The organism is Streptomyces auratus (assembly GCF_050433025.1).
In the GTDB taxonomy this organism is placed as follows: Bacteria; Actinomycetota; Actinomycetes; order Streptomycetales; family Streptomycetaceae; genus Streptomyces; species Streptomyces sioyaensis.
Genome location: NZ_JBNGCB010000003.1, coordinates 3,028,305 through 3,043,384, shown reverse-complemented (window position 1 = coordinate 3,043,384; position 15,080 = coordinate 3,028,305). Strand labels below are relative to the sequence as shown.

General features: G+C 72.6%; 12 protein-coding genes. 8 read left to right on the top strand and 4 right to left on the bottom strand.

Annotated elements, in window-relative coordinates; translation table 11 throughout:
- Positions 1-196: 196 nt before the first annotated feature.
- Positions 197-823: a DNA polymerase ligase N-terminal domain-containing protein gene (locus BKA18_RS33040; protein WP_366046421.1), complete on the top strand. Its 627-nt coding sequence runs from the start codon at positions 197-199 to the stop codon at positions 821-823.
- 24 nt (positions 824-847) lie between these two features.
- On the opposite strand, the gene BKA18_RS33035 is transcribed toward BKA18_RS33040, so the two are convergent.
- From BKA18_RS33035 to BKA18_RS33025, 3 genes are all read right to left on the bottom strand, one after another.
- On the bottom strand, positions 848-1,312 hold the full coding sequence (locus BKA18_RS33035; RefSeq protein ID WP_366046420.1) for a universal stress protein: 465 nt from the start codon (positions 1,310-1,312) through the stop codon (positions 848-850).
- Between the two features lie 511 nt (positions 1,313-1,823).
- Complete coding sequence (locus tag BKA18_RS33030; RefSeq protein ID WP_366046419.1) at positions 1,824-2,540, bottom strand: alpha/beta fold hydrolase; 717 nt, start codon at positions 2,538-2,540, stop codon at positions 1,824-1,826.
- 124 nt (positions 2,541-2,664) lie between these two features.
- Complete coding sequence (locus tag BKA18_RS33025) at positions 2,665-2,811, bottom strand: hypothetical protein (RefSeq protein WP_366046418.1); 147 nt, start codon at positions 2,809-2,811, stop codon at positions 2,665-2,667.
- Between the two features lie 592 nt (positions 2,812-3,403).
- Between BKA18_RS33025 and BKA18_RS33020 the strand changes: the two genes are divergently transcribed.
- From BKA18_RS33020 to BKA18_RS32995, 6 genes are all read left to right on the top strand, one after another.
- Positions 3,404-5,491 (top strand): SpoIIE family protein phosphatase, encoded by a 2,088-nt coding sequence (locus BKA18_RS33020; RefSeq protein WP_366046417.1) that lies wholly within the window; start codon positions 3,404-3,406, stop codon positions 5,489-5,491.
- 38 nt (positions 5,492-5,529) lie between these two features.
- Complete coding sequence (locus BKA18_RS33015; RefSeq protein ID WP_366046416.1) at positions 5,530-6,498, top strand: cyclase family protein; 969 nt, start codon at positions 5,530-5,532, stop codon at positions 6,496-6,498.
- 167 nt (positions 6,499-6,665) lie between these two features.
- Complete coding sequence (locus BKA18_RS33010) at positions 6,666-9,551, top strand: SpoIIE family protein phosphatase (RefSeq protein ID WP_366046415.1); 2,886 nt, start codon at positions 6,666-6,668, stop codon at positions 9,549-9,551.
- A gap of 183 nt (positions 9,552-9,734) precedes the next feature.
- A complete protein-coding gene (locus BKA18_RS33005) occupies positions 9,735-11,264 on the top strand; it encodes a sugar ABC transporter ATP-binding protein (protein WP_366046414.1) in 1,530 nt (509 codons plus the stop codon).
- A 2-nt stretch (positions 11,265-11,266) separates the two neighbouring features.
- Entirely contained in the window at positions 11,267-12,307 is a 1,041-nt protein-coding gene (locus tag BKA18_RS33000) for an ABC transporter permease (protein WP_366046461.1), read from the top strand.
- A gap of 41 nt (positions 12,308-12,348) precedes the next feature.
- Positions 12,349-13,509: a substrate-binding domain-containing protein gene (locus tag BKA18_RS32995; RefSeq protein ID WP_366046413.1), complete on the top strand. Its 1,161-nt coding sequence runs from the start codon at positions 12,349-12,351 to the stop codon at positions 13,507-13,509.
- A 95-nt stretch (positions 13,510-13,604) separates the two neighbouring features.
- On the opposite strand, the gene BKA18_RS32990 is transcribed toward BKA18_RS32995, so the two are convergent.
- Positions 13,605-14,549: a LysR family transcriptional regulator gene (locus BKA18_RS32990; RefSeq protein ID WP_366046412.1), complete on the bottom strand. Its 945-nt coding sequence runs from the start codon at positions 14,547-14,549 to the stop codon at positions 13,605-13,607.
- A gap of 89 nt (positions 14,550-14,638) precedes the next feature.
- Between BKA18_RS32990 and BKA18_RS32985 the strand changes: the two genes are divergently transcribed.
- The gene (locus tag BKA18_RS32985; protein WP_366046411.1) at positions 14,639-15,070 is read left to right on the top strand and encodes a tautomerase family protein; all 432 of its coding nucleotides are present in this window, start codon (positions 14,639-14,641) and stop codon (positions 15,068-15,070) included.
- Positions 15,071-15,080 lie beyond the last annotated feature (10 nt).

Below are 15,080 nucleotides of genomic sequence, written 5' to 3'. Positions count from 1 at the left end.
CCCCAGGGCCCCCTGAAAAGCATGCACAAGCCGGGCCGCCCTCGCCCGTCGAAGGGGCTTCCCGGATGATCGCCCCCGGATGTCGGCCGGCGGTGCGTCCGTACGGGTCATTGCGTCCATGGCGCGCGCATGCGGCCCCGCCCGTCGCACGCCACAGTGAGAGAGGTGGCCCTCGGACGGAAGGGGAGGCGGTCACGTGGGCGGCAACGACGGACTGATGGCGTACCGCGGCAAACGGCACTTCGACCGCACCCGCGAGCCGCGGGGCGAGCAGGCGGCCGCCGGCGAGGCGCCCTGCTTCGTCGTACAGATCCATGACGCGAGCACGCTGCACTTCGACTTCCGGCTGGAGGTCGACGGCGTGCTGAAATCCTGGTCCGTCCCCAAGGGCCCGTCCACCGACCCCCACGACAAGCGACTCGCGATGCCGACGGAGGACCATCCGCTGGAGTACCGCACATTCGAGGGCGTCATCCCGCGGGGCGAATACGGCGGGGGCACCGTGATCGTCTGGGACGAGGGCACCTACCGGCCGTTGGTCCGGAAGAAGAAGGGCCGCACGCTCTCGTTCGGCCAGTCGCTGGAGGACGGCCACGCCTCCTTCTGGCTGGACGGCCGCAAGCTCCGCGGCGGCTACGCCCTCACCCGCTTCCGTGGCGGCAAGGACTCCGGGGCACGCGAAGCCTGGCTGCTGGTGAAGGAGAAGGACGACCGGGCCGGGCGCGGCGGCACCCCCGACCCCTGGCGGGCCCGGTCGGTGCACAGCGGGCGCACGCTCAAGCAGGTGGCCGCCGAGGAGGCGGCGAAGGGGGACGAAGCCTGAGGGCCGGGCTCCTGCAGTCACTCGCTACGCCCGCCGGCTCCGTTCGCTGACGACGACCACCGGGCACGGCGCGTGCCGGGTGACGTGCCGGCTCAGGGAACCGCGGAGCGCGCCCAGGATCCCGCGCGTGCGGCGGCCCACGACCAGCAACGAAGCGTCCTGCGCCGCGTGTTGGAGCACTCCGGACGGCGTTCCGTACGCCACGGTGGCAGCGACCCGCGGGGCGTCATGCGCGCGGACGACCTCGCTGATCGCGCCGTCCAGCGTCTGATCCGCCCGTACCTTCAGGTCGGTCGCGAGTGCCTGGGGTGCGTCGATCCAGCCGATCGAGCCGTACAGCGGCGGGTACTCCCAGGCCAGCACCGCGTTGACGGTGGAGTGGTCCAACTCCGCCTGGCGTACCGCCCAGTGCAGGGCTTCCTTGGACGACTCCGAGCCGTCGACCCCCACGACGATGCACTCGCTTCCGTTCGGTTGGCTGCTGTTCATGGTCACCTCCGCAGCAGGGCGTGCCGGGATGGTTCTCCTGGCATCGCCGGATTGGCCGGCCGTGTCGTCTCTCCCCTCCTTGGACGTGCCGCGGGTGTGGGTGCACAGGGGTAGTGGGCCAGGTACACCGGAGCCGGACGGCCCCGCGCGGCGGCCGGACCGAAGGGAACGGAACGGACGGCGGGCCCACCCACACGTCGGGAGACGACGGCCTGAAAGTGGCGAGGAGGGCTGCCCGCTTCTCGCGGGCCCGGACTGTGCGGTGCGCGGACTCTCCGCTGTTCCGCGTCGCCTGTGCTCCTCGTCCCTTTCAGTAGAGCCCACCCAGCCGCCCAGGACCACGTCCGATGGGCCTGACCAGGGGGGCGACCGGTCCCGGGTGCGGGGCAGGGCCAGGTGCCCGCGCGCGCGGGCCCTTCGGCACCTTCCCCGGGCCGTTCGGCCTGCGCGGCCGGGAGCCCGGGCACGACGCGTGGACACGGCGGGGCCGGGCACGCCGAGGCCCCGCCGGTCAGTCCCCGGCGATGCGCGAGAGCAGCTCCGCTGTCGCCTCCGGCGCGGCGAGCATCATGTCGTGTCCGTACGGCAGGTCGTACGTCTCCCAGCCGGCGGCCAGGGCCTGTTCGTAAAAGCCCGTCAGGCTCGGCAGGGGCGGGGCGGTGTGCCGCACGTAGACCTTGCGGATCCGGTCGAGGGCGGAGGGGTCGTAGTCGACCCGGTCCGTCTGGCAGCGGAACGGGAAGTCGGTCAGCCGCGGTGCGACCCATGCGCGCAGGTCGGGGTCGGTGACACCCCACAGGTCGAGGAAGTCCGGGCTCGCCGGGAGCCGCCACCCGTCCCCGGCGGCCACCGTACGGCGGTAGCGGGCAGCGGTCTCAGCGGGTTCGACGTCCAGCAACGACTGCCCGGGACCGGCGAGGAAGGCGCCGAGGAAGACCAGGCCGGCCAGCCGGGCGCCGGCCCGCTGCGCCAACGGCCCGGCGAGGATTCCCGCGTAGCTGTGCAGCACCAGGTGCACCTCGCGCAGATCCTCGAACCAGAGCAGCTCGGTGAGATCGGCGAGGTGCGTCTCGACGCCGACCGCAGGCGTGCGCGACTGACGGCGTTCGCCCTGCCCGGTGAGGGTCGGGGTGAACACGAGATGCCCGGCTCGCTGGAGTCGCGCCCGCACCTCGCGCCAGGCCCATCCCCCGTGCATGGCTCCGTGGACGAGGACGAACGTCGCCATGGCTCAGAGCCTCTCCCTCACCACCGGCTGGACACACCACCGGGCGCACCCCGCGGGGCAGCCTCGGCGATTGTGGCACCGATGACCGGCTGCCTCACGGACCGGCAGGGCAGCCGGGCCGCGCTCACTCCTTGAGGGGGTTGGAGACCAGGTCGACCAGGTTCTTGCGCGGGTCGGACGTGACATACCGGTTGAACTGCGCGAGACAGGAGAGCACCAGGAGACGGCTGACGCGGGGGTCATGCGCCCGGCGCGCCTGAAATCCCGACATGGGCGCGCCTGAAATCCCGACATGAAGGACCCTCCCCGTTGGGCGTTGCAGGAAAGAGCATCGAGGTATGGCGGTATCCCCGCACAGACCCGGTGGCGCGACGTACTTGTGGGCTCCTGAACCGAAGCCCACAGGGAGGCTAGGCACCGCGAGTTGCAGTCTGACCATGGGTTTCTTTTGTCGGAGTTTCCGCGGCCCCAAAGGTTGTTTAATTAACAATTTGCTTTTCATTTGCCTTTCGGGTGGCGGACTCACCGAGTGCTTTGCGTGCGCCGCCCGCGCGGTGTCAGAAACTCGAATTTCCCGGCAGGGGCGCAGGGCACATTTCAGAACGCACGCGGCAGTTGTGCCGTGAAAACCTCGCGTCGGGTCCATTCCGAGCGCGGGCGCCGCGCGGGCCCGGCTGCTGCGCACCCGGCCGCGGCGCAGCCCGGCGCACGCCCGGACGGAGGTGCGGTCGGGCGCTCCAGGAGGACCATGGAAGCCGGAGCAGTCGCCGGGCAGGGCAGGCCACCGGACAAAAACGTGGACAGGCCACGGAACGGAGTGAGGGGAAGGGGCCCCCGGCCCGGCTGACGGAAGGAGTGCCGGGGTGAGCGCAGCCGACCTGCGTCCCGCTGACGCCGGTGAACCGGACGGAAGGTCGTCGCAGCCGAGCGGGCTGCTGGACCTGCTCGCCGTCGCCGCGGTGCTGGTGGACGACGAGGGGCGGATCGTGCTGTGGAGCCCGCAGGCCGAGGAGCTGTACGGCTACTCCGCCGAGGAAGCCCTCGGGCAGTACGCGGCGCCGCTGCTCATCCACCAGGAGCACTGGGGCCTGGTGATCAAGAAGTTCGCCGACGTCATGGAGACCGGCACGAGCTGGGGCGGCACCTTCCCGGTCCGGCACAAGGACGGTGCGGCACGGCTGGTGGAGCTGCGCACCATGCGGCTGACGGACGACCACGGCGAGTTCTACGCGCTCGGGCTCGCCACCGACTCACCGACGCTGCGCGAGGTGGAGCGCGATGTCGCGCTGTCCACCCGGCTGATCTCGCAGTCCCCCATCGGGCTGGCGATACTCGACACCGAGCTGCGCTATGTGGCCGTCAACCCCGCCCTGGAACGGATGCACGGCATCCCCGCGAAGGACCATCTCGGCCGGCACTACCGCGAGATCATGACCGCCGCGAAGTTCGAGGTGCCCGAGGCCGCGATGCGGCAGGTCCTGGAGACCGGGGCCCCCATGGTCGACCAGTCCACCGTCGTCGGCCGCACCCCCTCCGACCCGGAGCACAAGCACGCCTGGTCGATCTCGTTGTACCGGCTGGAGGACCCCCAGGGGCGCGTGCTCGGAGTGGCCGACCTGGTGGTGGACGTCACCGACCGTTATCAGGCGGCCATCGAGGCCACCGAAGCCCGGCGGCGGCTGGCCCTGATCGCGGACGGCTCGGCGCGCATCGGCACCACCCTGGAGGTCGAGCAGACCGCGCGGGAGCTGGCCGAGGTCGCCGTGCCCGAAATCGCCGACCTGGTCACGGTCGATGTGCTCGACTCGGTGCTGGATGAGCACCGCCGCGCCCGCAGTGAGGGCCCCGCGGTCTTCCGCGCGCTCGCCGTGAAGGCCGCCTACCCCACGGTGGCGCTCCAGGCCGCCGACCCTCCCGGTCAGACCGCCGCCTACGAGGCCGACCGCCTGGCCACGCAGTGCGTGCGCACCGGGCGCCCGATCCTGGTCTCCCATGCGGACGGCGACGACCTGGCGCACATCGCCCGCAGCGAGCACGCCGCCACGTTGCTGGCCCGCGCCGGAGTGCACTCCTACCTGCTGGCGCCGCTCATCGCCCGCGGCCACATCCTCGGGTGCCTGGGGCTCACCCGGGCCGGCAACCCGCAGCCCTTCGACGAGGACGACCTCGCCCTCGCCGCCGAGCTGGCCTCCCGCGCGGCCGTGTGCATCGACAACGCCCGCTCACACCAGAGCGTGCGCAACGCCGCCGAGACGCTGCAGCGCAGCCTGCTCCCCGACCACCCGCCGCACCTCCCCGGTCTGCAGATCGCCTCCCGGTACCGGCCCGCGCAGGCCACGTACGAGATCGGCGGCGACTGGTACGACGTCCTCCCGCTCGACGACGACAAGACGGCGCTCGTGGTGGGCGACGTGATGGGCAGCGGTATCGACGCCGCCGCCACCATGGGCCGGCTGCGCACCGCCACCAGTGCCTTCGCCGATCTCGACCTCGATCCGGCCCAGGTCCTCCAGCACCTCGACAAGATCACCTCAGGGCTGGAGCACTACATCGCCACCTGCGTCTATGCGACCTACGATCCCCACCACGGCGCATGCCACCTCGCCACCGCCGGTCATCTGCCGCCCGTCCTGGTACGCCGCGGCAAGCACCCCGAACTCCTCGACCTGCCCACCGGCACCCCGCTCGGCGTCGGCGGCGTCCCCTTCGAGACCGTCACCTTCGGCCTCGACCCCGGCGACCAACTGGTCCTGTACACCGACGGGCTGGTCGAAACCCGCCACCACCCCATCGACGAGCGGCTGGAAACCCTTCGCCGCCTGCTGGACGCGCCCGACCGCTCCCTGGAGGAGACCTGCGACCGGCTCCTGGCCGAGCTCCGGCGTCCCGACGATCCCGATGATGTGGCGCTGCTGATCGCCCGCACCCAGCCCTTCGGCCCCGGCTCGTAGCGCGTCACCCGGCCCGTCCCCCTTGGAGCGCTGAGCAGATGACCCGCCACCCCAGCGATGCACCGACTCCCCCGCCGGCCGGTACGGACAACGGGCCCGCCGTCTCCCGCGAGGAGTTCGACGCACTGTTCGCGACGGTCCGCGCATGGGGCCGCTGGTCCCCCGCCGACCGCGGCGCCTGGAACCGGGTGACCCCGGACCTGGTGCGGCGGGCCACCGCCCTCGTCCGCTCCGGAACGGTGCTCCCGATGGCCCGCCCCTGGGACACCTCCCCCGGCCCGGACAACAGCCGGCCCGCCCTGCACTACATGTCCGAACTCGGCGACCTCGAAGCCGCCGAGCCGTCCACCCACAAGGACTTCATCGCCGTCGACTACCACGGCAAGGCCGTCAGTCATCTGGATGCGCTGTCCCACGTGGCCTACCGCGGGCAGCTCTACGACGGCCGCACGGCGCGGGACTGCGTGGACGCCGGAGGGGCCCGCTTCGGCGCCGTCTCGGCGCTGGGCCCCCTCGTGACCAGGGGCGTACTCCTCGACCTGCCGGCCGTGCTGGGCTGCCGGTGGCTGACGCCCGGACGGGCGGTGCACGCCGACGACCTCGTGTCCGCGGAGCAGGCACTCGGCGTGACCATCGGCGAGGGCGACGCGGTGCTGGTGCGGTCCGGCAGCCTCCGCCGCCGCCGGGAGGAGGGCGCCTGGGACCCCGGCGCGGCGAGCGCGGGGCTGCACGTGGACGCCATGCCGCTGCTGGCCGGGCGCGGTATCGCCCTGCTCGGCGGCGACGGCGACAGCGATGTCCGGCCCTCGCCGGTCGAGGGCCTGCATTCGCCCGTCCACGCGCTCGCCCTCGCCGCGATGGGCGTCCCGCTCCTGGACAACCTCGACCTCGAAGCGCTCTCCGCCGCCGGCGCCGAGGAGGGCCGGTACGCGTTCCTCCTCGTGGTGGCGCCGCTGCACATCCCGGGCGGCACGGGCTCGCCGGTCACGCCGGTCGCGGTCCTGTAACGGCCCCCCGACGGCCGGGAGCGGGGCCTAGGGGGTGTCTCTCCGTGAACCGACCGGCCCGGGCCCCCTCCCCCTCCGTACTTGCTACCGATATATGTACAAAGCTCTACAATTAGACCTGACGGTGCAGCTGCTCCGACGACGGGCGGCCATAGCAGCACGTACCGATGTGGCAGGTGATCGGCATGGGGCTTGGGGCAGGCGACTTCGGCCCCGCACGCGCCCGTGACCAGTTCCTTCACGGTGGGCCGGTCGAGGGGACAACCGTGCGCAGCCCGATCCTGAATTCCTGGCAGCGCTCCCGGTCCCTGGGGCTCACTCCGGAGGGATGCGAGCTTCCCTTCCGTCAGGACCTCGATCTGGACGGCCGGCTCGTCCGTGCCGCCGGCCCCGTGCTGGACCGGCTCCAGGCCAGGTTCACGGGCAGAAACATGAACGTGTGCCTCGCCGATGGACACGGGGCGGTGCTGCAACGCCGCTTCGGCGAAGCCTCGCTGGTCAGGCATCTGGCGGCGATCCAGAGCGTCCCGGGCTTCGTGTTCGCCGAGCAGTTCGGCGGGACGAACGGTATCGGCCTGGCGCTGGCGGAGCGGCAGCTGATCACCGTCTACGGCGCCGAGCACTTCGCCGAACGCTCGCAGACCAACGCCTGTGCGGCCATTCCCGTCCGGGACCCGCTCAGCGGACGCATTGAAGGCGTCCTGTGCTTCGGCTACCCGCCCGCCGAGGCGGATGCGGGCCTGAACACCGTGATCAGCCGGGCGGCCGGCGCCATCGAACGGCGGCTGCTGGACCAGAGTTCGATGCGCGAACGTGCCCTGCTCCAGGCGTACCTCGACGCCAGGAGCCGCGCCCCGGCCGGCGAGACCACGGGCAACGGTCAGCTCGGCGAGGCGGCCGGGAGCGGACTGGACTGGCGCGACGAGATGATCCTCAAGGAGAAGGCCGCGGATCTGATCGCCTCCGCCCAGCGCGCCGCCGTCGAGGTCTTCCTGCCCGGTGGCCGGCGAGCCACCCTGCTGAGCCGCCCGGTGACCGGCCCCTCCGGCCTGGAGGGCATCGTCATCGAGGCGGTCCTCCCCACGCCGCATCGGCACCTCGCCGTCCTCGCCGAAGCCGGCGCCCCGGCCGACGCCCCGCCCGGCGCCCCGGCGCCGCCGGCCCCCGCCCCTGCCGTTCCGCCGCCCGGACACCTCTACGCCCCCGAACCCGGCCGGCCGGTCACGACGGCCCGCCCGCCGGACACGCTGGGCACCACCGGACCGGACACCGGCGGTGCCACCGGCGGGGTGGTGCTGATCGGCGAGCCCGGGGTGGGCTCGTACGCCGTGGCGGCCCGGCGCCGGCTGGAGCTGCTGTCCGAGGCGAGCACCCGGATCGGCACCACCCTGGACGTGAGCCGTACCGCCCGGGAACTCGCCGAGATGGCCGTCCCGCGGCTGGCCGACTACGTCACCATCGACCTTCCCGAGGCGGTGCTGCGCGGCGAGGAGCCGACCGACCTGCAAACCGGCCTGCACCGCACGGTGGTGCACGGCATCCGCGCGCACTGCCCCTTCTACCCTGCCGGTGATCGGGTCGCCCTGCGCCCGACCACCCCGCAGATCCGGTGCCTGATCGACCGTCAGCCCATCCTGGAACCCGATCTGACGGCCGCCCCGGACTGGATCGCCCAGGACGCCGCACACGCCCGGCACATCCTCGATCACGGCATCCACTCCCTGATCGCCGTGCCCCTCCTCGCCCGCGGCATCGCGCTGGGCATCGCCAGCTTCTACCGCTCGCAGGACCCCGCCCCCTTCGGAGACGACGACCGTTCGCTGGCCCAGGAGCTCGCCACCCGCGCCGCCATCTGCATCGACAACGCCCGCCGCTTCACCCGCGAACACACCGTGGTCCTCGCCCTGCAGCGCAGCCTGCTGCCGCAGCGCTTCCCCGAACAGAGCGCCGTCGAGGTCGCCCACCGCTATCTGCCGGCCGCATCCGGGGTCGGCGGCGACTGGTTCGACGTCATTCCGCTCTCCGGCACCCGCGTCGCCCTCGTCGTCGGGGATGTCGTCGGCCACGGGCTGCACGCCGCCGCGACCATGGGCCGGCTGCGCACCGCCGCGCGCAACTTCGCCGAACTGGACCTCCCTCCGGACGAAGTCCTCACCCACCTCGACAATCTCGTCGGACGCCTCGACCGGGACGAAGGCACCGAGGACGGCTCCTGCGACAGCACCGGCATCATCGGTGCCAGCTGCCTGTACGCCATTTACGACCCCACCTCGCAGGTGTGTGTGATGGCCCGGTCCGGCCACCCCCCGCCCGCGCTGGTCCGCCCCGACGGCACCGTCACCTTCCCCGACCTGCCCGCCGGCCCGCCCCTGGGCCTGGGCGGTCTGCCCTTCGAGACCGCCACCTTCCACCTCCCCGAAGGCAGCCGGCTCGTCCTGTACACCGACGGGCTCATCGGTAACCGCCGGCGCGACGTCGATACGGCCCTCGACCAGCTGCGCCGGGCCCTGGCTCACCCGAGCCGGTCGCCCGAGGACACCTGCGCGGAAGTGGTCCGGACGGTGGTGCCCGAGCACCCCGACGACGACATCGCCCTGCTCGTCGCCCGCACCCACGCACTGGACCCCCGGCGGATCGCCACCTGGGAGCTGCCCGCCGACCCGTCGCTGGTCTCCGGCATCCGCGCCGCCGTGACGCGCCAACTGGCCGCATGGGGACTGGAGGAGGTCGTCTTCGCCACCGAACTCCTGCTCAGCGAGCTGGTCACCAATGCCATCCGCTACGGCAACGGCCCCATCCAGGTCCGCCTGCTCCACGACCGCACGCTGATCTGCGAAGTCTCCGACACCAGCAGCACCGCCCCGCATCTGCGCCACGCGGCCAGCACCGACGAGGGCGGCCGCGGCCTGTTCCTCGTCGCCCAACTCGCCCAGGCGTGGGGCACCCGCTACACCGCCGACGGCAAGGTCATCTGGGCCGAGTGCGCCCTGGAGGCCCCTGGAGGACAGTCCGACGCCACCGAGAGGTATTTCGACGACATCCCCGCCCTCTAGTGCCCCATACGGCCGCCAAGCCCCAGCGGGCCGTACCATGACGGAATTGCAGATACCGGCACGAAACGGTGCACCGCGGATTCACCCCACGCGCCGCCCGCACCGCCGCCGAGCGCCCCGCAGCGCGGACCGGCCAGTCGGGACAAGCAGGAAGAACCACGAGGCCGACCCCCGGAGAAGTCCGTGCATGACGCTCCAGACAGCAGCCCTCCCCCGCGCGGTGCCCCGGAGCCCCTAGTCCGCGTACGCGGTCTCAGCAAACGGTTCGGCGGCACCCTCGCACTCGACGGCGTCGACCTCGACATCCGTCCCGGCCGGATCCTCGCCCTGCTCGGTCCCAACGGCGCGGGGAAGTCCACCCTCATCAAGGTGCTCGCGGGCGTCCACCACGCGGACGAGGGCGAGGTGACGGTCGCCGGGCACCCGCTCGGCACCGAAGCGGCCGCCCGCGCCATGTCCTTCATCCACCAGGACCTGGGACTGGTCGAGTGGATGACGGTCGCCGAGAACATCGCCCTGGGCGCCGGGTACCCCCGCCGCGCGGGGCTGCTCTCCTGGCGGCGGACCCGCCGGCAGGCCACCGCTGCCCTGGACATCGTCGCCGCGCATCTCGACCCGGGCACGCCCCTCACCGACCTCCCGCGCGCCGAACGCTCCCTGGTCGCCATCGCCCGCGCACTGTCCACCCGGGCCGCGCTCATCGTCCTCGACGAGCCGACCGCCAGCCTCCCGGCAGCGGACTGCGCCCGGCTCTTCGACGTCCTGCACACCCTGCGCGACCAGGGCCACGCTCTGGTCTACGTCACCCACCGGATCGACGAGGTGTACAAGGTCGCCGATGTCTTCGCCGTGCTGCGCGACGGCCGCCTCATCGGCCAGGGCCCGCTCGCCGGTTACTCCCCGGCCCGGCTGGTGCACGACATCGTGGGCCACGCACCGGGCGGCTACCGGTTCGCACCCGCCGCGGGCCCGGCCGTCCTGAGCCTGGACCGGGTACGGACCGAGAACACCGCACCGGTCAGCCTGGAACTGCGCACCGGGGAGATCCTCGGCATGGTGGGCCTCACCGGCGCCGGGCACATGGAGTTGGGCCGCGCCCTCGCCGGCGCCGGGCACCTCCTCGGCGGACGCGCCCTGCTCGACGGGCGCCCGTACGCACCGGACACGGTCGCCGCCGCGGTCGCCGCCGGCGTGGGCCTGGTGACCAGCAACCGTCAGGAAGAGGGCTGCGCCGCCGAACTGACCGTGCGGGAGAACTTCCTGGCCAACCCCCGGGCGGGCGGGGTGCCGGCGTTCCGCTGGACCGGCCCCCGGCGGGAGCGCGCCGAAGCCGCCGCCCTGGTCGAGCGGTTCTCGGTGTCCCCCAGCGACACCGAGGCACCGATCGCGACCCTGTCCGGGGGGAGCCAGCAGAAGGTCTTGGTCGGCCGGTGGCTCGGGATGCACCGGCGCCTGCTGATCCTCGAAGAGCCGACCGCCGGGGTGGACGTCGGTGCCAAGACGGCGCTCTACCGCCTGCTCCAGGAGGCGCTGGCCGACGGCCTCGCGGTCCTCCTCCTCTCCACCGACTTCGAGGAGGTCGCCGACGTGTGCCATCGGGCCCTGGTGTTCGTCCGCGGGGCGGTGACCGTGCAGTTGAGCGGCGAAGGTCTCACGGCCGCCGGACTCGCCCGCGCCTCCTCGGCCATGCCCGCACTCACCGGGACGGGGTGACGATGCCGCCCTTCTCCCGGCCCCCGCTGGGCCGCCGGTGGGGGCACCTCCTCGGTGCCTACGGTCTCCTGGCCCTCACCGTCCTGCTGTTCCTGGCCTTCTCCCTGGCGCTGCCGGACACCTTTCCCACCCTGGACAACATCTCCGAGGTCCTGTCCAACCAGTCGATCCCCGCCGTCCTCGCGCTCGGCGCGATGATCCCCATCGTCACCGCGAACTTCGACCTGTCCATCGGCTACGGGCTCGGCCTCGCGCACGTCATGACGATGCAGCTGATCGCCAACGAAGGGTGGCCGTGGCCGCCGGCCTGCCTCGTGGTGGTCCTGGGCGGGGCGGTCGTCGGCACCTTCAACGGTGTCGTCGTCGAATTCGCGAAGATCGACTCGTTTATCGCCACCCTCGGCACCGGCAGCATCCTGTACGCCCTCACCGGCTGGATCACCAACGGCGCCCGGATCGTCCCCGGGCCACAGGGCCTGCCGGCGGCCTTCACCGACCTCTACGACTCCAGGTTCCTCGGCCTGCCGGTCTCCGCGTGCTACGTCCTCGCCCTCACCGCCGTTCTGTGGCTGCTCCTGGAACGGCTGCCGCTGGGCCGGTACCTGTACGTCATCGGCTCCAACCCCCGCGCCGCCGAGCTGGTGGGCATCCCCGTCCGGCGCTACGTCATCTACGCCTTCGCCGGATCGGGTCTGGTCGTCGGTATCGCCGGGGTCCTGCTGGCCGCCCAGCAGCGCATCGGCAACCCCAGCGTCGGCCTGGACTACCTGCTGCCCGCCTTCGTCGGTGCGCTGCTCGGCTCCACGGCGATCAGACCCGGCCGCGCCAACGCCCTGGGCACCCTGGTCGCCGTCGTCATCCTCGCCATCGGCCTGGCCGGCATCGGTCAGCTCGGCGCCCAGTTCTGGGTCACCCCGCTGTTCAACGGCGCGACCCTGCTCATCGCCGTCGGCATGGCCGGCTATGCCGCGCGCCGGCAGCTGCGCCGGGGGCGGGCGGCACCTCCCCGGCCCCGCCATGACGTGCCGCAAACCACCCCTTGACCGCCGGCTGCCCCCCTGTCGCCCCTCCGCAAGGAGTGCCCGTGCCCTCGCACCACAGGACCGCCCGCGCCGGCGCCGTCGTTCCGGCAGTGGTTGCCGCCTGGCTCACCGTGCTCACCGGCTGCGAGCGCGGCACCTCGACCGGCGGCGGGTCCTCCTCGCCGGGGCCGGCACGGACCGGCTGCCCCACCGTCCTGGCCGGTGCCCGGACGGCCGTTGAGCGGGCCATGACGACCCACTCCGCATGGGACGGCCCCACCACCGGCCCCCGGGCGGTGTCCGGCAAGCGGATCGTCTATGTCGCGCAGACCATGAACAACCCCGGCGTCGCCGGTGCCGCCAAGGGCGTGCAGGAGGCCGCGAAGGCCATCGGCTGGAACGTCCGGGTGATCGACGGCCAGGGCACCCCGGCCGGGATCCAGGCGGCCTTCAGCCAGGCCATCACCCTGCGGCCCTCGGGCATCGTCATCGGCGGCTTCGACCCGCATCTGACGTCGCAGCAGGTGGCGAAGGCCAACGCGGCACACATCCCGCTCATCGGCTGGCACGCCGTCGACGCCCCCGGCCCGAGCAAGGAGCCCAAGCTCTTCAGCAACGTCACCACCCGGGTCCAGGACGTCGCGAAGATCAGCGCGGACTGGATCATCGCGCACTCCCACGGCCACGCCGGGGTCGTCGTGTTCACCGATGCCTCGATCCCGTTCGCCAGGAACAAGTCCGAGCTGATCAAGAAGGCGCTGGCCACCTGCTCCGGCGTGCGGCTGCTGGCCGAGGAGAACATCCCGATCTCGGACACCAGCAGCCGGACCCCCCAGGAAGCCTCCTCGCTGCTCTCCCGCTTCCGGGACCGCTGGACCCACTCCGTCGCCATCAACGACGTGTACTTCGCCGATGCCGCCCCGGCACTGCGGGCCGCACGCAAGAAGGGCGGCGGCGCCCCCTTCAACATCGGTGCGGGCGACGGCGATCCGTCCGCCTTCCAGCGCATCAACAGCAGGGAGTTCCAGGCGGCCACCGTTCCCGAACCCTTCGCCCAGCAGGGCTGGCAGATCCTCGACGAATTCAACCGCTCCTTCTCCGGCCGGCCCGCCAGCGGATACGTCTCCCCCGTGCACATCTCCACGGCCGCCAACAGCGGCGGCGCCACGACGTGGGACCCGCCCGGATACCGCGCGGCCTATCTGAAGATCTGGGGGAGGTAAGCGCCCGCCCGGCTCAACACCGGTGCGTGCGCCGTCCGTTGGCGGCGGTGGCCGACCGGGGTACGTGGCTGCCCCGGCGCCTCACCCGGGCACAGTCAGACGAGACCGCTCGCCCCCGTCGGCAGCTGCGCCACGGAGTCCACGAGGGTCCGCACCGCCGGCTGCCAGGGACGGTTCTGCGGGCCGCACAGGACCAGGTTCCTGCTGTGGTGCGGGGTGATCGGCACCAGGACGAGGTCGTCCGGGACCAGCGGACGGGAGACCTCCGGCTGGATCGAGACGCCGAGGCCGGCCTGGACCATGCTGATGAGCGTGCCGAGGTCCTGTACGCGATGGGCCGGGGTGTACTCCTCCCCCGCCAGTCGGTGGAGGGTGCGGATGTGCCGCTCACAGCCGTTCGGCGAGAGGATCAGCGGGTCGTCCGCGAGGTCCGCGACATGGACGGTCTCCTCACCCGCCAGGGGGTGGTCCTGCGGGAGCAGAGCGAGGAAGGGGTCGGTCGCCAGCAGCGCGCCGCTGCCGGCACGGGGGTCTTCCCGGCCGGCGACCGGGGGCGGGTCGACCACGACGGCGGCGTCCGCCGCCGCGCTCGCGAGCCAGTCCTCGGTCTCCTCGCCGCTGCCTTCGAAAACCCGGATGTGGAGGGCCGGCAGCCGCTCGGACCAGTGGCGCAGCAGCGAGGGCAGCAGTCCCTGGCAGACCGTGGGGGTGGCGGCGAGGCGCACCGTGCCGCCCGCCGTCGCGGTGTGCCGGGCCGCGGCGTCGACGACCGCGTCCGCCGCCGCGAGCGCCGAGCGGGCGTGGGAGAGGACCGCATCGCCAAGGGCCGTGGTGCGTACGGGAGTCGAGCGGACCAACAGCAGGCCGGCGAGGGTGCGCTCCAACGAGGCGACGGCGTGCGAGACCGCCGACTGGCTCAGCCCCAGGTCCACCGCCGCGGTACCGAACCCGCCCGCGTCGACGACCGCGACGAACGCGCGCAACTGCGGCAGATTCAGCGCCACGCTGCCTCCCCACCCCTCGTCATGAGGCTCCCTCATGAGCCCATCAACCCTCCGCGTTGGACTCATCCTCCCTGACCGGAAAGGGTCATGAGCATCCACTCCCCCTTCTGGAAAGGCGTCGCCCCGTGCCGTACATCCGCGTCACCGTCTCCGACCCGAACCTTGCGCCCGCCCGCCGGCAGGCGCTCGCGGAAGGCCTGACGGACCTGGCCGTCTCCGCCCTCGGAAAGTCCGCCGCCCGCACCACGGTCCATGTGCACCCGGCCCCGGCCGGCCACTTCTTCGTCGCCGGACGCCCCGTCCGGGAGGCCACCGGCGCGCATGTGGAGGTGAGCATCACCGCGGGCACCAACAGCGCCGACGAGAAGGGGCGGTTCATCACCGGGGCCTACGCGCTGCTGCGGGAGACCCTGGGCGTGCTGCCTCCGGTCGCCGGGGTCGCGCTGTACGAACTCCACCCCGAGAGCTACGGCTACAACGGCATCACACAGCTCGACCACTACCGGCGCGCGCCCCGGCCCGCCCCCGAGGCCGTGGAAGGCGGAACGCGCCCATAGGTGTGCGAGA

What these genes read in the sequence shown, in the direction of transcription:
- BKA18_RS32990 (WP_366046412.1), bottom strand. Translation starts at nt 14,549, where the DNA reads ATGAGGGAGCCTCATGACGAGGGGTGGGGAGGCAGCGTGGCGCTGAAT.
- BKA18_RS33025 (WP_366046418.1), bottom strand. Translation starts at nt 2,811, where the DNA reads ATGTCGGGATTTCAGGCGCGCCGGGCGCATGACCCCCGCGTCAGCCGT.
- BKA18_RS33035 (WP_366046420.1), bottom strand. Translation starts at nt 1,312, where the DNA reads ATGAACAGCAGCCAACCGAACGGAAGCGAGTGCATCGTCGTGGGGGTC.
- BKA18_RS33000 (WP_366046461.1), top strand. Translation starts at nt 11,267, where the DNA reads ATGCCGCCCTTCTCCCGGCCCCCGCTGGGCCGCCGGTGGGGGCACCTC.
- BKA18_RS33010 (WP_366046415.1), top strand. Translation starts at nt 6,666, where the DNA reads ATGTGGCAGGTGATCGGCATGGGGCTTGGGGCAGGCGACTTCGGCCCC.
- BKA18_RS33030 (WP_366046419.1), bottom strand. Translation starts at nt 2,540, where the DNA reads ATGGCGACGTTCGTCCTCGTCCACGGAGCCATGCACGGGGGATGGGCC.
- BKA18_RS33015 (WP_366046416.1), top strand. Translation starts at nt 5,530, where the DNA reads ATGACCCGCCACCCCAGCGATGCACCGACTCCCCCGCCGGCCGGTACG.